We start from the raw sequence: 17,911 nt of genomic DNA on the forward strand, positions 1-17,911 counted from the left end.
TCCGTCGGGATTCAGACGAGCGCCAGGTAGAGGCCGTAGGCGTAGGCGGAGCCCATCGCCCCGAGGATCGCCAGCGCGATGTAGAGCCCGAACAGCCGCGGCTTGGCCACCGCCCAGACGGCGAAGGCGGCCGGGATGCTGGTGACGCCGCCGCTCATCATGAAGCCGAGGCCGACCGCCGGGCTCATGCCGAGCGTGATCAGTCCGGAGACGAGCGGGATCGCGGCATAGCCGTTGAGGTAAGCCGGGATGCCGAGCGCCACCGCGAGCGGCACCGCGAACGGGCCGTCCGCACCGAGCCATTGCGCCACGAGATCGCCGGGGATGAAGGCCACCATCAGGCTCTCGAGCACGAAGGCGAGGAAGAGCCAGCGGCCGAGCAGCCACGAATTGCTCCCCGCGCTGCGCAGGAAGGTCTGCGCGCGCGCCGGATCGTCCCAGAAGCGCCAGACGATCTCGGTCCGGGCGGGCTTGCGCGGGCCGCAGGAGGAGGGGCCGCAGCCCTTCGACACGGCGACCTTGAGCGCGTCGTCGAGCACGCCCGTGCGCGTCACCGCCGCGGCGACCGTGCCCGCGAGGAGCCCCATGGCGATCGCGAGGACCGTCTTCGCCACGGCGAATTCGAGCCCGAGCGTCGCCGCGGTGAGCACGAACATGTTCGGGTCCATCAGGGGCGAGGCGATCCAGAACGCCATCACGGGCGCGATCGGCACGCCGGCGATCAGGAGCCCCGTCACCACCGGGATCACGCCGCACGAGCAGAACGGCGAGAGCGCGCCCACGAGCGCGGCGACCGCGATCGAGCGCCCCTGCCGGCCCGCGAAGGCGCGGGCGATGATGTTGTCGGCGCCCGTCGCCTTCGCGCCCGCGGCAAGCCCGATCGAGATCGCGAAGAAGGGCAGGATCGAGCCGAAGGCGCCGAGCGCGAAGCCGAGGCTCGCGACCGCCTGGGCCGGGATCGTCACCGCGAGCGCGGCGAGGATCGCGCTGACCGCGATCACCGGCGCGCCGCCCGTGCGGTAGGCGGTGCGCGCCGCCCGCGCCATCGTGGCGGAGAGGCCGCCGTCGCTCGGCGCGATCGCCGCGCTCGCGGCGCCGCCCGACGGTCCGCAGCAGCCGACGCGGGGCTCCGGCCCGGCCTCGCCGGTCGCGAAGGCCAGAGCGGGCGCGGGGGGGATCGCGGCCGCCGCGGCAGGGGCGTCGGCGCCGGCGGCGCTCGCCGCCTTGCGGGCGCTGCCGCAGCAGGAAGACGCCTTCGGCGCGATCTCGATCCGCTCCACCGAGGGGCTCTGCGCCGCCTCGCTTTCGGGCTCGCGCAGCAGGGCGATGTCCGTTGGTTCACCGGCTCTCATGGTGGGGTCTCCGTGGATCGGTGCGGTCGCGCGCGCAAGGGCCCGCGCCGCCCTTCGCGAGAAAGGCTCAGATCGTGTGCTCGATGCGGATGGCCGACAGGGTGTCGTGCAGCGAATCCCGACGCTCGGGCAGGCCGACGTCGCGCAGGAGCCGCCCGCCGAGCGCGCAGGTGCACGCGCCGAGGAGCGCTCCGCCCGAACGGCGCGCGCGAAGAGTGCGGATCGAGAGTGCGGCGAGCCAAACGGCGATCGCCCTGGTGACGGCGTTGGCGAAGGCGCTCATGGGAATCCTCCCGGCGTCCGATGATCATATCATCATAAAACTGGTTATGTCGCACACTCGGGCTGTTGTCCAGACCCGCGATTGCGTTTTCTCGAAAAAAGAATCGCGCCCCCCTCGTGGGCACGTGCGGCGTCGGCGGGCGCGGATGCCGCGCTCGCTCATCGACCGGTGGAAAATGGATGAAAATCGAAAGCCGAAAGCCGCCGCCCGAGCGCGTCAGGCTCCGCCGAGGCGCGCGCCGGCCTCGGGCGCGGCGAGCGTGCGCTGACCGCGGCAGCACTCGTTCCTGATGTAGTCCATGGCGTCGTTGAGCACGTCGAGGCGCGCCCGGCAGATCACCATGCGCCCCTGCCGCTCCTGCTCGACGAGCCCCACTTGCGCGAGGCCGCGCAGGTGGAAGGCGAGGGTCGAGGCGTGGATCTGCAGCTCGCGCTGGATCTCGCCGACGGAGAGGCCGGGCGGTCCGGCGCGGACGAGGAGTTCGAACAGGCTCAGGCGCGTCTCGTTGCCGAGCTCGGCCAGAACGGCGGCGATCTCTTTCGTTCGCATGAGCCCCCTCCCGGCTTCCCGTCGACTGTCGCTCGCGACCATATAGCCGTTTTCGTCGAAGCGACAATGCGGGAGGCGCGGGAGCCCCGTCAGGTGGCGGCGTCGGGCGCGCAGCCCTCCGCAGCGGAAGACGCGCCTTTCTCGCCTGCGCCTTCGGCCGGGAGCACCATCGAGAGGATCGCGAGGACACAGGCGGCGAGCGCGATCGCCCCGTAGATCCACGTGAAGGTGCCGGTGAGGCTCGCCACGAGGCCGAACGCGTAATTGCCGACCATGCCGCCGATCCCGAGGGTCACGTTGGCGATGCCGAAGACGATCGTCGCCTGCGCGCCCTCGGCGGTCTTGGCGACGTAGGCCGGCACGAGGCCGAAGATCGGGTAGAACGCGACCGCGAAGAGCACGCCCGCGGCGACGACGAGGGTCTCGGTGGGCGCGACGACGAGGATCGTCGCGGCCGCCACGACGCACAGATAGGTGAGCACGAGCGCGAGCCGCACCCCGGTCTTGTCCGACATCCAGCCGACGACGAAGCCCGCGAACATGCCGATGAAGCCGATCACGCCCCAGACGAAGGCCGCGAGCTCCACCGAGAAGCCGAGCTCCTCGCGCAGATAGGGCGAGAGATAGTTCTGGAAGGGCAGCGTCGAGAAGCCGTTGAGGAAGGTGATCGCCCAGATGATCAGGACCCACGGCACCAGCGCCGCGCCGATGCCTGCGAGGAAGCCGCCCCCGCGCGCGGCCTCGGCGGCGGGCGCGGGCGGGCGCCGGAACAGGCCGAGCCTCCAGAAGGTGACGGTCGCGATCAGCGTCACCACGAAGGTGCCCGCCCCGACCGTGAGCCAGACCCCGCGCCAATCTCCGGCGACGACGAAGATCGGCACGAGCAGGCTGTTGACGAAGACGCCGTAGCTCGTCCCGCTCGAGACGAGGCCGAGCACCTTGCCGCGATGCGCGTAGCCGATCGCCCGCGAGACGATCTCCACCATCGGCACGTAGACCGACGCCGCGGTGCCGCCGAGGATCGTCAGGAGGAGGCCGATGAGGAGGATCGAATCCGTCGTCGGCAGGAGCATCAGGCACGATGCGCACAAGGCGACCGAGCCGATCACCACCTGCCCGCCGCCGATACGCGGCGCGAGCCAGGCGCCCGCGACCGCGAAGGCGAGGAAGCCGAGTTGCCCCGCCGCCGTGATCGTGCCGACCACCGCGATGTCGAAGCCGAGATCGGCGCGCATGTCGGGGACGAGCTGCGAGAACAGGTAGAAGCCGAACCCGTAGGTGGAGGCGACGAAGCTCGTCAGCAGCACGGTGATGAGCACGCCCGCGAGCGCGTTCGAGGCGGAGCCTCCAGGTTCTGCTTTGGCGGTCACGGAAAGGCCTTTCGTTGCGGAGGGGGAGGGCGCGCCCTGAAGGCCGTCTCGTGTCGGGGAACGGGAGTGCAGTGAACCACGCGCCTGGCGGGATTTCGCCGTGGGGTCCATGTCGGCGACCCCGAAAAGCAACTCTCGAGGGTGACTATGCTTTGGTCGAATAAACCTGTCAACAGCCTTTTGGGGGTTAATTACCCGGCGTCTTGCATCTGGGCGGCGTCCGTGCAAGATTCGGCCTTTAGAATCAAAGGCTAAGATGATCACATCCGATGATTGAAAGATGGGGTGGAGACAGCCGTTTCGAGTCCGGCGCGCTCGTGCTCGACTTCGTGAACAGCACGACGGACCGCCATCGCACGGCGCGTCTGTGGGAGGATTCCCTCACGGACGCCTTCGCGACGCTCACCTGGCTGCGGCGGCGGGAGGCGTTCGACGAGACCGCCTTCCGCGCTCTCATGCGCATCGCCGCCTCGGATGCGCCGGCCGCCGACGCGTTCATGGAGGACATGCGCCGTCTGCGCGCGGCGCTCGCGCGGATCTTCGCCGCCGCGATCGCCGGCGACGCGCCCGAACCGGCCGATCTCGCATGTCTCGACGCGACGTCCGCCGCCGCACGGGACCAGGCCCGCCTCGTCTGGGGACCCGCCGGGTTGGTCCGCGCCAGCGTCGCGCCGGAGCCGGTCGCGCTCGCGCACGCCCTGCGGCCGGTGATCGCGTCCGCGGAGGCGCTGCTGACCGCCGAACGGCTCACGCGCGTGAGGGTCTGTGCCTCGTCGACCTGCGGCTGGCTCTTCCTCGACACCTCCAAGAACAGGTCCCGGCGCTGGTGCTGCATGGAGGTCTGCGGCAACCGGGAGAAGGGGCGTCGGCGGCTGCGCCGCGAGCGCGCGGCGTGAGGCGTCGCCCGAGCGACAGGCTCGGACGACGCCCGCGTCGGTGCGGGGCCTCCGCTCAGGCCGCGGTCGAAGCGGCGAGCACGAGGGGATTGCCGTTCGCGTCGAAGGGCTTGCGGAAGTCGAAGGCGAACGGGGTCGGGCCGTTGTCGTGCAGATGCTCGAGCCGTTCGGCCGCATCCGCCCAGCGCGGGACGCGATCGTCGTCGACCCACCACATCGCGAAGGTCGGCCATTCCGGCTCGCGGAACCACTTCTGACGCTGATGCAAGGCGCGCTGGTGAAGCCCGCCATAGGCGAAGGCGCGCACGGCCTCGACGGAACGCCAGAGACTGAGCGTCGAGGCGCGGGTGTCGCTCGCGGTGTCGTGGCCGCCGTCGTAGAAGCGCGGCACCGCGAAGGGCCCCCAGGCGCCCCAATCGCGCTCGAAATTCGTCAGGTGGTTCTGGTCGTCGAGCTCCCGCGCGCGGTCGATGAAGCCCTCCGCCTCTTCGGCGCGGCGGAAGACCGCGGGCGTCAGCGCCTCGAAGCCGTGCACCTGCGGGTCCCCGTAGGGCGCCTTCATGATGGCGAAGGTGGTGAATGCGAGGCGTGCCATGTCGCGACCTCCCTGTTCTCGTTCACGCCGCCGCCGTGCGGGTCTCGTCGCCGTGCACGCATTCGAGCACGGCTTTCTCGATCATGGCGAGCGCCCGCATCAGCGTCTCGACCGGAATGGTGAGCGGCGGCAGGAGCTTGAGCACCTCGTCCGAATGCCCGCAGGCACCAAGACCGCTCTGAAGCTGCTCACCCTCGGCTTTCCAGGTCCGCGCGCTGATCGGCGCCTCGATTGGCGGAAGCGCGACGGCTACGCGACCGCGGGCACCGAGCGCCGCACCGGCACCGAGATCGTCTGCGGCTGCTGAGTGAGAGCGAGGGCGGGCGCGGCGGGCGATCCTCAAGTGCGCTCGGCCCCGCCGTCGGCGCCGGATTTGTCCTCGTAGCGCATGAGGAGCGGCGTCTGGGCGAGGGCGAAGGCGATGGTGATCGGCATGATGCCGAAGACCTTGAAGCTCACCCAGAAATCCGTCGTCTGCGTGCGCCAGACGATCTCGTTGATCGCCGCGAGCACGAAGAAGAACAGCCCCCAGCGGAAGGTGAGCTTGCGCCAGCCCTCGTCGGTGAGGCGGAAGACGCTGTCGAGCACGACGGTCAGGAGCGGCTTGCCGAAGGCGAGACCGATCAGCAGGACCGCGCCGAACAGGGAGTTCACGATCGTCGGCTTGAGCTTGATGAACAGCTCGTCCTGGAGGAGCAGCGTCAGCCCGCCGAAGACGACGACCACCACCGCCGAGACGAGCGGCATCACCGGCAGGCGCCTCGCCAGCGCGTAATGGACGCCGAGCGCGATCACGGTCGCGACCGTGAAGACGGCGGTCGCGGTGAAGATCTCGGTGCGCTGGTTGACGAAGAAGAACAGCACCAGCGGCCCGAGCTCGAGCGCGAGCTTCAGGATGGGGTTGAGGTGCGCCGGGTGGGCCGGGTCCTCGATCTTGGGGAGATCATCGATCTTCGACATGCGCTCGTGTACCGCGACCCGCCTCAGGTCGGCAAGGTGCCGTTCGCCGCAAGCACCGCCCCGGCGAGATAGAGCGAGCCGCAGATCAGGACCCGCGGCGGGCTCTCCCAGATGGTCGAATCGAGGGAGGCGAGCGCCGCCTCGACGGAGGGCGCGGTCGAGGCCGTGAGCCCGGCGCGGGCGGCGATCTGGGCGACCTCCTCGGGCGGGCGGGCGGCCATCTGGCCGGGGACCGGGACCGCGATCACCTCGCGCGCGAGGCCGGAGAACTTCTCGAGGAAGCCCTGCGCGTCCTTGGTGCCGAGCATGCCGACGACGAGCACGAGCGGCGCGTCCGCGCGCTCGGCCCGGTCCGCCATCGCGGCGGCGACGACGCGCCCGCCATCGGGATTGTGGCCGCCGTCGACCCAGACCTCGGAGCCCTCCGGCGCGAGCGCGGGCAGGACGCCGCGCGTCAGCCGCTGCAGGCGCCCCGGCCAATCGGTGCGCGCGACCCCCTGCTCGAAGGCTGAGGCCGGCAGGCGCGCGAAGCCCGCCGCGCGCACGGCCGCGATCGCGAGGCCCGCATTGACGAGCTGATGCGCGCCGACCATGCGGGGCATCGGCAGATCGAGGAGGGCGTCCGCGTCCTGGAAGACGAGCCGCCCGTTCTCCTCGTGGGTGGTGAAATCCTGTCCGCCGACGAGGATCGGGCGCGCGCCGACCCGCTCGGCCGTCTCGACGAGCACCCGCTCGGCCGCCTCGTAATCCTGGCGCGCGATCAGGGCCGGTGCGCCGCGCTTGAAGATGCCCGCCTTCTCCGCCGCGATGCGGTCGACGGTGGGACCGAGATATTCCGCGTGGTCGAGCCCGATCGGCGTCACGAGGGCCGCGGCGGGATCGGCGATCACGTTCGTCGCGTCGAGCCGCCCGCCGAGGCCGACCTCGAGCAGCAGCACGTCCGCCGGCGCCTCGGCGAAGAGATGCAGCGCGGCCGCCGTCGTGATCTCGAAGACGGTGATCGGCTCCTCGCCGTTCGCCGCCTCGCAGGCGCGGAAGGCCTCGACGAGCAGGTCCTCGGGCACGAACACGCCGCCGCCCGGCCGGCCGAGGCGGATGCGCTCGTGGAAGCGCACGAGATGCGGGGAGGTGTAGACGTGCACCGCGAGCCCGGCCGCCTCGAGGATCGCCCGCATGAAGGCGATCGTCGAGCCCTTGCCGTTGGTGCCGGCGACGTGGATCGTCGGCGGCAGGCGCCGCTCGGGATGGCCCAGGCGCTCCATCAGCCGCTCGATGCGGCCGAGCGACAGGTCGATCGTCTTCGGGTGGAGCGCGAGGAAGCGCGCGAGGATCGCGTCGGAGGACTCCATGGCGGAGCGGGCCTCAAGCCGCGCCGCGAGCGGCGGCCTCCGGCTCGGACGGCCCCTCGGCGGGAAGATCCGCCGCCTCGTCGTCGCTCTGCGCGATCGCCTCGGGGACCGGATTCTGGCGGGCGGGCTCGAGCGCCGGAGCCTTGGTGAACAGCCGGCAGAGATTGACGAGCACGCCCTTCAGCTCGGTGCGGTGGACGACCATGTCCACCATGCCGTGCTCCTTGAGATATTCCGCGCGCTGGAAGCCCTCCGGCAGCTTCTCGCGGATCGTCTGCTCGATCACGCGCGCGCCGGCGAAGCCGATCACGCAGCCCGGCTCGGCGATGTGCACGTCGCCGAGCATCGCGTAGGAGGCCGAGACGCCGCCCGTCGTCGGATTGGTGAGGACGACGATGTAGGGCAGCCCCGCCTCCTTCACCCGGCGGATCGCGACCGTCGTGCGCGGCATCTGCATCAGCGAGAGGATGCCCTCCTGCATGCGCGCGCCGCCCGAGGCGACGAAGAGCACGAAGGGCGTGCGCCGCGCGACCGCGGTCTCGCAGGCGATGACGATCGCCTCGCCCGCCGCCATGCCGAGCGAGCCGCCCATGAACGAGAAGTCCTGCACCGCGACGGTCACGTCGAGCCCGCCCATGGCGCCGACGGCGACGCGCACCGCGTCCTGCATGCCGGTCTTGGCGCGGTTCTCCTTCAGGCGGTCGACATAGCGCTTCTCGTCGCGGAACTTCAGCGGATCGGCCGGCACGTCGGGGAGCGCGATCTCCTCGAAATCGCCGTCGAAGACGCTGCGCAGGCGCTCGGCCGCGCCCATGCGCAGGTGGTGGTTGGAGCCCGGGATCACATAGAGATTGGCCTCCACGTCCTTGTGGAACACCATCTGCCCGGTATCGGGGCACTTGATCCAGAGATTGTCGGGCGTCTCGCGCTTGAACAGCGTCTTGATGCGCGGACGCACGACGTCGGAAATCCAGTTCATGCTCTCTCGTCCTCGAGCCGTGCGCGTGGCCTTGGCGCCGTGGGGGCCTCGTCGGCGCCCCTCATAGACGAAAACGCGCCCGCACGCCAACCATGGCGCGGGGCGCGATCGCGGGGTCGGCGGGAGCGAGCGAGCCGCTCGCTCCCGGACGAGGGGCGGGCGGCCGCCCGTCCTCAGTAGCGGTAATGCTCCGGCTTGAACGGCCCCGTCTCCTTGACGCCGATATAGGACGCCTGGTCCGGGCGCAGCTTGGAGAGCTTGGCGCCGATCTTCTCGAGGTGGAGCATCGCGACCTTCTCGTCGAGGTGCTTCGGGAGCACGTAGACCTTGTTCTCGTACTTGCCCTGGTTCGTCCACAGCTCGATCTGGGCGAGCGTCTGGTTCGTGAAGGAGGCCGACATCACGAAGGAGGGGTGCCCCATCGCGTTGCCGAGATTCACGAGACGGCCCTCGGACAGGAGGATGATGCGCTTGCCGTCGGGGAACTCGATCTCGTCGACCTGCGGCTTGATGTTGTCCCACTTGAAGTTCTTCAGGGCGGCCACCTGGATCTCGTTGTCGAAATGGCCGATGTTGCACACGATCGCGCGGTCCTTCATGGCGCGCATGTGGTCGATCGTGATGACGTCCTTGTTGCCGGTGGCGGTGACGAAGATGTCGGCGCGCGGGGCGGCGTCCTCCATCGTCACGACCTCGTAGCCCTCCATCGCCGCCTGCAGGGCGCAGATCGGGTCGATCTCGGAGACCATCACGCGGCAGCCGGCCTGGCGCAGCGAGGCGGCCGAGCCCTTGCCGACGTCGCCGTAGCCCGCGACCATGGCGACCTTGCCGGCCATCATCACGTCGGTGCCGCGGCGGATGCCGTCGACGAGCGACTCGCGGCAGCCGTAGAGATTGTCGAACTTCGACTTCGTGACCGAATCGTTCACGTTGATCGCCGGGAAGAGCAGCTTGCCCTCCTTGGCCATGATGTAGAGCCGGTGCACGCCCGTCGTCGTCTCCTCGGAGACGCCCTTGATCGAGGCGGCGAGCTCGTTGAACCAGCCCTTCGGCTTCTCGGCGAGGAGCCGCTGGATCAGCGCGAAGAGGATCTCCTCCTCCTCCGAGCCCGGGCTCTTCAGGAAGGCCGTGTCGCCGTCCTCGGCGCGCTTGCCGAGATGGACGAGCATGGTGGCGTCGCCGCCGTCGTCGAGGATCATGTTGGGCATGCCGCCGCCGTGCCACTCGAACAGCTTGGCGGTGTAGTCCCAGTAATCGACGAGGCTCTCGCCCTTCCAGGCGAAGACCGGGATGCCTGCGGCGGCGATGGCGGCCGCGGCGTGGTCCTGCGTCGAATAGATGTTGCACGACACCCAGCGGATGTCGGCGCCGAGCGCCTTGAGCGTCTCGATGAGCACCGCCGTCTGAATGGTCATGTGCAGCGAGCCCGCGATGCGCGCGCCCTTCAGGGGCTGCTGCGCGCCGTATTCCTCGCGCACGGCCATGAGGCCGGGCATCTCGGTCTCGGCGATGGAGATCTCCTTGCGGCCCCAGCCGGCGAGCGAGATGTCCTTGACGATGTAATCCTGGGTCATGACGTGTCGGCTCCTGATCCGTCTCGCGGCTCGTGTAGCAGAGACGGGCGCGGGATGCAATCAAGATATAAAGATGTCTTTATGTCTTCTCCCGCAGCCCGATCTGGAGAGCGAGCGCGGCGAGGCCGAGCGCGGCGATCGCGGCCGGCAGCGCGATCGGCGTAAGCGCGATCGCCCAGCCGACGCCGATGCCGACGAGGGCGGCGAGGCTCATCTGGACGATGCCGAGGAGCGAGGAGGCCGCGCCCGCGCGGTCCGGGAAGGGCTGCATCGCGCTCGCCACCGCCTGCGGCATGGTGAGCCCCACACCCATCCCGTAGAGCGCCATCGGCACGGTCAGCGCGAGCGAGGACGGCGGGCCCGCGAGGACGAGCGCGAGCATCGCGCACCCGCCGATCGCCAAGGCCGCCGTGCCGAGCCGGATCGTGCCCGCGAGCCCGCGGCGCGGCACCACGATCTGCGCGATCACGGTTCCCGCGATGTAGCCGCACACGACGAAGGCGAAGGACAGCCCGTAGGCGAGCGGATCGAGCCCGTAGACGCCCTGCAGCACGAAGCTCGAGCCCGAGATGAAGGCGAACAGGCCCGCATAGGTGATCGCGGTCAGCGCCACCGCGAGGCGGTAGCCCGCATGGCCCATCAGCCCCGAGAACCCGCGCAGGATCGCCCGCGCCGAGAGCGGGGTGGGGTCGCGCCGGCGCAGCGTCTCGGGGAGCCCCGCGAGCGCGACCGCGGCGAGGATCGCCCCGAAGACGCCGATCGCGAGAAAGAGCGCCCGCCATCCCGTCGCCTGGTAGACGAGCCCGCCGAGGACGGGGGCGATCGCGGGCACGAGGCCCATGATCGTGCCCATCCGCGACAATTCGCGCCCCGCCCGCGGCCCCTCGTAGAGATCGCGCACGATGGCGCGCGCGAGCACGATCGGCCCCGACGCCCCGAGCGCCTGGAGGAAGCGGGCGGCCGAGAGCACCTCGATGCTCGGCGCCAGCGCGCAGGCGATGGTGGCTGCGACGAACAGGAGGAGGCCGAAGGCGAGCGCGGGCCGCCGTCCGACCCGGTCCGAGACCGGGCCGTAGAGGAATTGCCCGCAGGCGAAGCCGATCAGGAAGGCGGAGAGCGTGAACTGCGTCGCCGGCACCGAAGCGTCGAGCGCCTGCGCGATCGTCGGCAGCGCCGGCAGGTACATGTCGGTCGAAAGCGGGCCCAGAGCGGTGAGGAGCGCGAGCGTCGCGGTGAGCGCGAGCGTGTCGGGGCGCAGGAAACGCGCCTTGATCGTGGTCTGCATCAAGCGCCGTACCGATAGAGCTCCGCCCCGTGGCGCGTGAGCCAGGCCTCGGCCTCCTTCAGCCGGGGGCACAGGCTCTCGGCGAGGCGCCAGAAGCGGTGGGAATGGTTCATCTCCTTGAGATGCGCGACCTCGTGGGCGGCGAGGTAGTCGAGCACGAAGGCAGGCGCCATGATCAGGCGCCAGGAGAAGGAGAGATGTCCCTTCGCCGAGCACGAGCCCCAGCGGCTGCGGGTGTCGCGCAAGGTGATCTTGCGGGCGGGGATGCCGAGACGCGCGGTGTGGCGGGCGACCGCCTCGGCGAGATCGCGCGTCGCCTCGCGGCGCAGGAAATCGCGCACGCGGCTCTGCACCACGAGCGGGTCGCAGGCGACGAGGAGGACGGGCGCGCCCGTTTCGTCCGTGTTCACCCTCACCGGCGCGCGCGGCCCCGCGACATGCACGATGCGATGGGGCACTCCGCGAACGGGCACGAGCGCGCCCGCGACGAAGGCGACGCGCTCGGGAAGCTTGGCGACGCGCGTCGCGATCCAGCCGGCATGCGCCTCGACGAAGCGCGTCACCGCCTGATGCGCCACCGACTGAGGCACCGTCGCCACCACCTCGCCCGTCGCGCTCGAGACGCGCAACGTCAGCCGCCGCGCCCGCGCGCTGCGCTTCAAGGCCACCTCGTAGCGGGTGCCGGCATGCGCGACCGTGATCCGGTCCGGCTGCGGCGCCCGTCGGAACAAAAGCGGGATTCGCATGAGCCGGAGCATGCCCGCGCGGGGTCGCGGGCACAAGCGGGAGGGGAGCGCGTTCACGCGCGGTCGCGATAACCCCTGGGATCGGCGCCTTTCGCGAGCCCCGCGAGCCGCTCCTTCAACGGCACGGGGACGATCAGCACGCCGCTGCTCTTGGGCACGACAGCGCAGGTCTGGCCGGGCTTCCGGCCGCGGGCGCTCCGGACGACCTCGGGGATCTCGATCTCGTCGGTCGGTGACAGAATCGTCGTCGCGGCCATCGTCGCTCGCCTCTCGTGCCGGAGCCGCAACCTTACGCCTCGTCCGCGTCAGCGGACAAGGACGCCCGCCCCCTCCCCGAGTTGACGCCCCCCGGCGCCCGGCATTAAGCCCTTCCCCTTCGACGCGCCCGTGTCGACACTATGTATCGGCTCTTGCCCATCAGGCGGACAGACCCATGATCGATCGCGACGCCCTCGCCTCTGCCGGCGCCTGGCCTTTCGAGGAGGCGCGCAAGCTCCTCGCGCGGATGGAGCGCACGGGCAAGAAGGAGGTCCTGTTCGAGACCGGCTACGGGCCCTCTGGCCTGCCGCATATCGGCACTTTCGGCGAGGTCGCGCGCACCACCATGGTCCGCAACGCCTTTCGCGCGCTCACGGACGACGCGATCCCGACGCGGCTCGTCGCCTTCTCCGACGACATGGACGGGCTGCGCAAGGTGCCCGACGGGGTGCCCAATCCCGACATGCTGCGCGGCGCGCTCGGGCTGCCGCTGACGAAGGTGCCGGACCCCTTCGGCACGCACGAGAGCTTCGGGCATCACAACAACGCCCGGCTTCGCGCCTTCCTCGACCGCTTCGGCTTCGAATACGAGTTCCTCTCGGCGAGCGAATGCTACCGCTCCGGCCGGTTCGACGCCGTGCTGCTCCGCGTGCTCGAGCGCTACGACGCGGTGATGGGCGTGATGCTGCCGACGCTGCGCGACGAGCGGCGGGCGACCTACTCGCCCTTCCTGCCGATCCACCCTGAGACCGGCATCGTCATGCAGGTGCCCGTCGAGGAGCGGAACCTGTCGGCCGGCACCATCGTCTGGCGCGATCCCGAGAGCGGCGCGCGCTACGAGACGAAGGTGACCGGCGGGGCGGCGAAGCTGCAATGGAAGCCCGATTGGGCGATGCGCTGGGTCGCGCTCGGCGTCGATTACGAGATGGCCGGCAAGGACCTCATCGATTCCGTCAAGGTCTCCGGCGAGATCGCCCGCGTGCTGGGCGCCGAGCCGCCGGAGGGCTTCAATTACGAGCTCTTCCTCGACGAGAACGGGCAGAAGATCTCGAAGTCGAAGGGCAACGGGCTCACCATCGACGAATGGCTCTCCTACGGCACGCAGGAGAGCCTCGCGCTCTACATGTACAACCGCCCGCGCGAAGCCAAGCGCCTGTTCTTCGACGTGATCCCCAAGCACGTCGACGAATATCTCTCGTTCCTCGAGCGCTACCAGAAGCAGGACGCGAAGAGCCGGCTCTCGAACCCCGTCTGGCACATCCACGGCGGCAACCCGCCCGCGCCCGAGACGGTGGAGAGCGGGGGCGGCAACGCGCCGCCGGCGCAGATCACCTTCGGCATGCTCCTGAACCTCGTCGCGGTGGCGCAGGCGCAGGAACCCGGTCTCCTGTGGGCCTTCATCCGCCGCTACGCGCCCTCGGCCTCGCCCCAAACGCATCCGCGGCTCGACGAGCTCGTCGGCCTCGCGGTGCGCTATTACCGCGATTTCGTGCGGCCGGCGAAGCGCTACCGCGCGCCGACCGACGCCGAGCGCAAGGCGCTCGAGGAACTCGACGCGGCGCTCGCCGCCCACGAGGGCTCGACCGACGCGGCCGCGCTCCAGGACGTCGTCTACGAGGTCGGCCGCACGCATTTCCCGGACATGTCCGGCAAGTCGAAGAGCCCCGACGGGCGGCCGGGCGTCTCGCTCGCCTGGTTCGCGACGCTCTACCAGATCCTGCTCGGCGAGGAGCGCGGCCCCCGCTTCGGCTCCTTCGTCGCCCTCTACGGCGTCGCCGAGACGCGGGCGCTGATCGAAAAGGCGCTCACGGGCGCCCTCATCGCCGAGCACGAGGCCTTCCTCGCGAAGCGGGGCGGGTGAGTCTTACGGGTTGTCCGTCATTCCGGGGCGCGAAGCGAGCCCGGAACCCAGATCCACGACGTTGGAGGAGCAGCCTGTAGGCTGCGTCCTTCGACGTCTCGGCGTGCTTCGGTTGCGGAGCGAGCGCGCATGCGCGCTCGAACGAGCGTCGGGAGTCTGGATTCCGGGCTCGCTTCGCGCCCCGGAATGACGGCGTGGAGGTTCGATGAGAGAGATTCACAAACTCTGAGGGGAAGGAGAAGGGCGGCGGGGCGGCCGTTGCCTTCCCCTTGCGCTCTCCGGCTCGCCCGCGTAGAGCGCTGCGGGAAGAGACGTCCCCAGAGCGCCCGAGAAAGACCGCGATGCCCGACCTCCTGATCGAGCTCTTCTCCGAGGAGATCCCCGCGCGCATGCAGCGCAAGGCGGGCGAGGATTTGCGGCGGCTCGTGACCGACGCGCTCGTCGAGGGCGGCTATCTCTACGAGGGCGCGGCCGTGTTCACGGGGCCCCGCCGCATCGCGCTCCATGTCGCCGGGTTGCCCGCCAAGGGCAAGGACGTGCGCGAGGAGCGCAAAGGGCCGCGCGTCGGCGCGCCCGAACAGGCGCTCCAGGGCTTCCTCAAGAGCGCCGGCCTCGCCTCGATCGAGGAGGCGCAGGTCCAGTCCGATCCGAAGAAGGGCGATTTCTACGTCGCGATCGTCGAGCGGCCCGGCCGCCCCACGCAGGAGGCGCTCGCCGAGATCCTGCCCGGAGTGATCCGCCGCTTCCCCTGGCCGAAATCCATGCGCTGGGGCGCGGCCTCCGCCGAGCCCGGCTCGCTCGCCTGGGTGCGCCCGCTGCGCGCGATCCTCGCGACCTTCGGCCCCGAGACCGAGGAACCGGAGGTGGTGCGCTTCAGCGTCGACGGCATCGAGAGCGGGGACGTGACCTACGGCCACCGCTTCCATGCGCCCGACGCGATCCGCGTGCGCCGGCTGGAGGACTGGGCGTCCTCGCTCGCCCGCGCGCACGTCGTGGTGGACGCCGCGCAACGCCGCGACGTCATCCTCCACGACGCCCGCGATCTCGCCTTCGCGCAGGGGCTCGAGCTCGTCGAGGACGAGGGGCTGCTCGAGGAGGTCGCCGGCCTCGTCGAATGGCCGGTCGTGCTGATGGGCCGCTTCGAGGAGGATTTCCTGGCGCTGCCGCCGGAGGTGATCCGCGCGACGATCCGCGCCAACCAGAAGTGCTTCGTCACCCGCGACCGCGAGACCGGCCGCCTCTCGAACGCCTTTCTGCTCACCGCCAACATCGTCGCGACCGACGGCGGCGCGGCGATCGTCGCCGGCAACGAGCGGGTGGTCCGCGCCCGCCTCTCCGACGCGCGCTTCTTCTACGAGACCGACAAGGCGGTGGCGCTGGAAAAGCGGCTCGAAAAGCTCTCCGCCATCGTCTTCCACGAGAAGCTCGGGACCCAGGCCGAGCGCGTGGCGCGCATCGAGGCGCTGTCGCGCACGCTCGCGCCCCTCGTCGGCGCCGATCCGGAGGACGCCGCCCGCGCCGCACGCCTCGCCAAGGCCGATCTCGTGACCGAGATGGTCGGCGAGTTCCCCGAGCTGCAGGGCCTGATGGGGCGCTATTACGCCTCGCTGCAGGGCGAGAGCGAGGCGGTCGCCGCCGCCATCGAGGAGCATTACAAACCCGCCGGCCCCTCCGACCGGGTGCCGAACGCGCCGGTCTCCGTCGCGGTGGCGCTCGCCGACAAGCTCGACGTCTTGGCCGGCTTCTGGGCGATCGACGAGAAGCCGACGGGGTCGAAGGACCCCTTCGCGCTGCGGCGCGCGGCGCTCGGCGTGATCCGGATCGTCTTGGAGAACGGGCTGCGGCTGCGGCTCGCGCGCGTGCTCGAGAGCCTCGAGCCGTCCGTGCGCGCCGACGTCCTCGCCTTCTTCGCCGATCGCCTGAAGGTCCACCTGCGGGAGGAGGGCGCGCGGCACGATCTCATCGACGCCGTCTTCGCGCTGGACGACCAGGACGATCTCCTGATGATCGTGCGCCGGGTCGAGGCGCTCGGGCGGTTCCTGGAGACGGACGACGGCGCGAACCTGCTCGCGGGCTATCGGCGCGCGGCGAACATCCTGCGCATCGAGGAGAAGAAGGACGCGCGCGCCTACGACGAGGCGCCCGATCTCGCGCTCGTCGAGGCGCGCGGGCAGAGCGAGGAGAAGGCGCTCGTCGCCGCCCTCGCGCGCGCGGAGGAGGAGGCGCGCGCCGCGCTCGGGCGCGAGGATTTCGAGGGGGCCATGCGGGCGCTCTCCGTCCTGCGCGCGCCCGTCGACGCCTTCTTCGACGCGGTCACGGTGAACGCGGAGGACGCGGATCTGCGCGCCAACCGCCTGCGGCTCCTCGCTGCGCTGAGGCGCGCGATGCGAACGGTCGCGGATTTCGGCCAGATCCAGGCTTGATCGAAGAGGCCTAGGTTAATAACCAAAGATTATAGTCGATGATCCGTGCGCATTTGTCGGCCCATCAATTTAGTCCCTTACGTTAAGCGAAATAAGCAAAACGACGCCGATTCCCGAATTCGCCCCAGGTGATTGCCGCCTCTCATTGCGCTATATTTGCGATGCAGAGGTGCATCTTCGAGGCATTCGGGTTGACGACCCCGCTGAACAATGTCGGGCACGCGCCCCCCGTCGACCAGCGCGACCTGCACCGGCTCGAGAATGCGAGCCGGGAGTTCTTCGACGTCTTCCAGCGGGACCGGCGCATCGTCGAGCAGCGCGACCGCGATCGCGAAGAGCGCCGCCGCCGCGAGGAGGCGCCCGCGCCGGACGTCAAGGATCGCCGCCGCGTCGCCGAGGACAATGCCCAACCGCCGAGCCAGGCGGTCCAGAACGACGTCGCCCGCCGCCTCGCCGCGAGGAACGCGCCCCAGCAGCCGGGCGCACGGCAAGATCCCGCACGGCAAGATCCCGCACGGCAAGATCCCGCGAGGCAGGAGCCCGCGCGCGAGCCGCAATCGCAGCCGCCGCCGCTCCTCCCGCGGCCGCCGACGATGCCGCTGCCGGGCCTCGCCGGCTTCCTGCCGCAGCGTCCGCCGGGAGCCTTCGCCGCCCCGCCCCCGGGTGCCGGCACCTACCCGCCGAGCGCACCGCCGCTCCTGTTCGCGCCGGACCCGCGCGCCGGCTCGGCCGAGCCGCCGGCCGCCTCCCTTCTCGGCCCCGCCGCGTCGGCTTCCCCGCGCGCCCGCGTGACCCGCGGCACTGCGCCGCGGCCGTCCGTGCAGGGCGCTCAGCCGCCCGCCCCCGCGATGCCGGATCTTGCCGCGTCGGTCGCGCCGCTCGCCGGGCCTGCGGCCCCGGTCGCAGCGGCGCCGATCGCGGGTTTCGCCCCGCGAGCGGAGGGGCCGCTCACGCTCAACCCGGCGACGCCGCCCGAGGTGAGCGTGCGGGTCAACGCCTTCCTCTCGGGCGCGCCGCTCGACCGCACGCCCTTCCACATCCAGCCGATGGACCCGCTCGTCGAGGCGAAGTCGCGCGGCCAGCGGGGCGAGGCGCCCGCGCCCGGCCTCTCCGCCGGGCCCGCCGGCCCCCGCGCCGGCACCGTGCGCGGCGCGCCGATCTCGCCCCTCGCGCGCCTCCTCGCCCGCCCGCTCGGCGAGACGACCGGCCTCACCCCCGCCAACGACGCCCTCGTGCCGACGGCGCCGCCGCCCGCCAACGACGCGCCCGTGCGCCCCGGCCCGCTCTCGGCCAATGACGGCCCCGAGCCCCTCGGCGCGCTCTTCTTCCGCGAAGCGTCCGCCGAGCATGCCGGCCTGCCGCCCCTCGGCCCCCGCCCATCGGGACCGCTGCGCGTCTGACGGGTGCGACCCCCGCACACGGTCTCGCGGC

The 17,911-nt window shown here is 70.9% G+C and carries 18 protein-coding genes; 5 read left to right on the plus strand and 13 right to left on the minus strand.

What is annotated here, in order from left to right; all coding sequences use genetic code 11:
• Window positions 1-11: 11 nt before the first annotated feature.
• The 4 genes from ACK4UM_RS01360 to ACK4UM_RS01375 form a co-directional block, all read right to left on the minus strand.
• Window positions 12-1,352 carry a permease gene (locus ACK4UM_RS01360; RefSeq protein WP_409794521.1) on the minus strand — a complete coding sequence of 447 codons (1,341 nt, stop codon included), beginning with the start codon at window positions 1,350-1,352 and terminating at the stop codon, window positions 12-14.
• A 67-nt stretch (window positions 1,353-1,419) separates the two neighbouring features.
• Complete coding sequence (locus ACK4UM_RS01365) at window positions 1,420-1,635, minus strand: hypothetical protein (protein ID WP_409794524.1); 216 nt, start codon at window positions 1,633-1,635, stop codon at window positions 1,420-1,422.
• A gap of 216 nt (window positions 1,636-1,851) precedes the next feature.
• Entirely contained in the window at window positions 1,852-2,184 is a 333-nt protein-coding gene (locus tag ACK4UM_RS01370; protein WP_409794525.1) for an ArsR/SmtB family transcription factor, read from the minus strand.
• Window positions 2,185-2,273: 89 nt separating this feature from the next.
• Window positions 2,274-3,554: an MFS transporter gene (locus ACK4UM_RS01375; RefSeq protein ID WP_409794528.1), complete on the minus strand. Its 1,281-nt coding sequence runs from the start codon at window positions 3,552-3,554 to the stop codon at window positions 2,274-2,276.
• Between the two features lie 269 nt (window positions 3,555-3,823).
• Here ACK4UM_RS01375 and ACK4UM_RS01380 point away from each other — a divergent pair, with 269 nt between their 5' ends.
• Complete coding sequence (locus ACK4UM_RS01380) at window positions 3,824-4,450, plus strand: CGNR zinc finger domain-containing protein (RefSeq protein ID WP_409794531.1); 627 nt, start codon at window positions 3,824-3,826, stop codon at window positions 4,448-4,450.
• 55 nt (window positions 4,451-4,505) lie between these two features.
• Here the strand turns inward: ACK4UM_RS01380 and ACK4UM_RS01385 are convergent, their stop codons facing one another.
• The gene (locus ACK4UM_RS01385; RefSeq protein ID WP_409794533.1) at window positions 4,506-5,045 is read right to left on the minus strand and encodes a DUF3291 domain-containing protein; all 540 of its coding nucleotides are present in this window, start codon (window positions 5,043-5,045) and stop codon (window positions 4,506-4,508) included.
• A gap of 22 nt (window positions 5,046-5,067) precedes the next feature.
• Window positions 5,068-5,190, minus strand: coding sequence for a hypothetical protein (locus ACK4UM_RS01390; protein ID WP_409794536.1), 123 nt, complete (start codon window positions 5,188-5,190; stop codon window positions 5,068-5,070).
• Between the two features lie 9 nt (window positions 5,191-5,199).
• On the opposite strand from ACK4UM_RS01390, the gene ACK4UM_RS01395 reads away from it, so the two are divergent.
• A complete protein-coding gene (locus ACK4UM_RS01395; RefSeq protein WP_409794539.1) occupies window positions 5,200-5,352 on the plus strand; it encodes a hypothetical protein in 153 nt (50 codons plus the stop codon).
• 32 nt (window positions 5,353-5,384) lie between these two features.
• Here ACK4UM_RS01395 and ACK4UM_RS01400 read toward each other — a convergent pair whose 3' ends face one another.
• The 7 genes from ACK4UM_RS01400 to ACK4UM_RS01430 form a co-directional block, all read right to left on the minus strand.
• A complete protein-coding gene (locus ACK4UM_RS01400; RefSeq protein ID WP_409794541.1) occupies window positions 5,385-6,005 on the minus strand; it encodes a septation protein A in 621 nt (206 codons plus the stop codon).
• 23 nt (window positions 6,006-6,028) lie between these two features.
• Window positions 6,029-7,354 (minus strand): bifunctional folylpolyglutamate synthase/dihydrofolate synthase, encoded by a 1,326-nt coding sequence (locus ACK4UM_RS01405; RefSeq protein WP_409794544.1) that lies wholly within the window; start codon window positions 7,352-7,354, stop codon window positions 6,029-6,031.
• Between the two features lie 13 nt (window positions 7,355-7,367).
• A complete protein-coding gene (gene accD / locus ACK4UM_RS01410) occupies window positions 7,368-8,333 on the minus strand; it encodes an acetyl-CoA carboxylase, carboxyltransferase subunit beta (protein WP_409794546.1) in 966 nt (321 codons plus the stop codon).
• 173 nt (window positions 8,334-8,506) lie between these two features.
• Window positions 8,507-9,907: an adenosylhomocysteinase gene (gene ahcY / locus ACK4UM_RS01415; RefSeq protein ID WP_409794549.1), complete on the minus strand. Its 1,401-nt coding sequence runs from the start codon at window positions 9,905-9,907 to the stop codon at window positions 8,507-8,509.
• 79 nt (window positions 9,908-9,986) lie between these two features.
• Window positions 9,987-11,192, minus strand: a complete 1,206-nt coding sequence (locus ACK4UM_RS01420) for a multidrug effflux MFS transporter (protein WP_409794552.1) — start codon at window positions 11,190-11,192, stop codon at window positions 9,987-9,989.
• Window positions 11,192-11,938, minus strand: a complete 747-nt coding sequence (locus ACK4UM_RS01425) for a M48 family metallopeptidase (protein WP_409794555.1) — start codon at window positions 11,936-11,938, stop codon at window positions 11,192-11,194. Before ACK4UM_RS01425 ends, ACK4UM_RS01420 begins: the two co-directional genes overlap by 1 nt.
• Before the next feature lie 53 nt (window positions 11,939-11,991).
• Complete coding sequence (locus ACK4UM_RS01430) at window positions 11,992-12,195, minus strand: AbrB/MazE/SpoVT family DNA-binding domain-containing protein (protein WP_409794557.1); 204 nt, start codon at window positions 12,193-12,195, stop codon at window positions 11,992-11,994.
• Window positions 12,196-12,371: 176 nt separating this feature from the next.
• Here ACK4UM_RS01430 and ACK4UM_RS01435 point away from each other — a divergent pair, with 176 nt between their 5' ends.
• From ACK4UM_RS01435 to ACK4UM_RS01445, 3 genes are all read left to right on the plus strand, one after another.
• Window positions 12,372-14,057 carry a lysine--tRNA ligase gene (locus ACK4UM_RS01435; protein WP_409794560.1) on the plus strand — a complete coding sequence of 562 codons (1,686 nt, stop codon included), beginning with the start codon at window positions 12,372-12,374 and terminating at the stop codon, window positions 14,055-14,057.
• A 341-nt stretch (window positions 14,058-14,398) separates the two neighbouring features.
• Window positions 14,399-16,480: a glycine--tRNA ligase subunit beta gene (glyS, locus tag ACK4UM_RS01440; protein ID WP_409794563.1), complete on the plus strand. Its 2,082-nt coding sequence runs from the start codon at window positions 14,399-14,401 to the stop codon at window positions 16,478-16,480.
• Between the two features lie 191 nt (window positions 16,481-16,671).
• On the plus strand, window positions 16,672-17,880 hold the full coding sequence (locus ACK4UM_RS01445) for a hypothetical protein (protein WP_409794566.1): 1,209 nt from the start codon (window positions 16,672-16,674) through the stop codon (window positions 17,878-17,880).
• The last annotated feature ends 31 nt before the right edge of the window (window positions 17,881-17,911 follow it).

Source organism: Salinarimonas sp. (genome assembly GCF_046292825.1).
Classification (GTDB): Bacteria; Pseudomonadota; Alphaproteobacteria; order Rhizobiales; family Beijerinckiaceae; genus Salinarimonas.

Coding starts and splice junctions, on each gene's coding strand:
- ACK4UM_RS01360 (WP_409794521.1), bottom strand. CDS start 1,352: ATGAGAGCCGGTGAACCAACGGACATCGCCCTGCTGCGCGAGCCCGAA.
- ACK4UM_RS01365 (WP_409794524.1), bottom strand. CDS start 1,635: ATGAGCGCCTTCGCCAACGCCGTCACCAGGGCGATCGCCGTTTGGCTC.
- ACK4UM_RS01370 (WP_409794525.1), bottom strand. CDS start 2,184: ATGCGAACGAAAGAGATCGCCGCCGTTCTGGCCGAGCTCGGCAACGAG.
- ACK4UM_RS01380 (WP_409794531.1), top strand. CDS start 3,824: ATGATTGAAAGATGGGGTGGAGACAGCCGTTTCGAGTCCGGCGCGCTC.
- ACK4UM_RS01385 (WP_409794533.1), bottom strand. CDS start 5,045: ATGGCACGCCTCGCATTCACCACCTTCGCCATCATGAAGGCGCCCTAC.
- ACK4UM_RS01395 (WP_409794539.1), top strand. CDS start 5,200: ATGCCCGCAGGCACCAAGACCGCTCTGAAGCTGCTCACCCTCGGCTTT.
- ACK4UM_RS01400 (WP_409794541.1), bottom strand. CDS start 6,005: ATGTCGAAGATCGATGATCTCCCCAAGATCGAGGACCCGGCCCACCCG.
- ACK4UM_RS01405 (WP_409794544.1), bottom strand. CDS start 7,354: ATGGAGTCCTCCGACGCGATCCTCGCGCGCTTCCTCGCGCTCCACCCG.
- accD (WP_409794546.1), bottom strand. CDS start 8,333: ATGAACTGGATTTCCGACGTCGTGCGTCCGCGCATCAAGACGCTGTTC.
- ahcY (WP_409794549.1), bottom strand. CDS start 9,907: ATGACCCAGGATTACATCGTCAAGGACATCTCGCTCGCCGGCTGGGGC.
- ACK4UM_RS01420 (WP_409794552.1), bottom strand. CDS start 11,192: ATGCAGACCACGATCAAGGCGCGTTTCCTGCGCCCCGACACGCTCGCG.
- ACK4UM_RS01425 (WP_409794555.1), bottom strand. CDS start 11,938: ATGCGAATCCCGCTTTTGTTCCGACGGGCGCCGCAGCCGGACCGGATC.
- ACK4UM_RS01430 (WP_409794557.1), bottom strand. CDS start 12,195: ATGGCCGCGACGACGATTCTGTCACCGACCGACGAGATCGAGATCCCC.
- ACK4UM_RS01435 (WP_409794560.1), top strand. CDS start 12,372: ATGATCGATCGCGACGCCCTCGCCTCTGCCGGCGCCTGGCCTTTCGAG.
- glyS (WP_409794563.1), top strand. CDS start 14,399: ATGCCCGACCTCCTGATCGAGCTCTTCTCCGAGGAGATCCCCGCGCGC.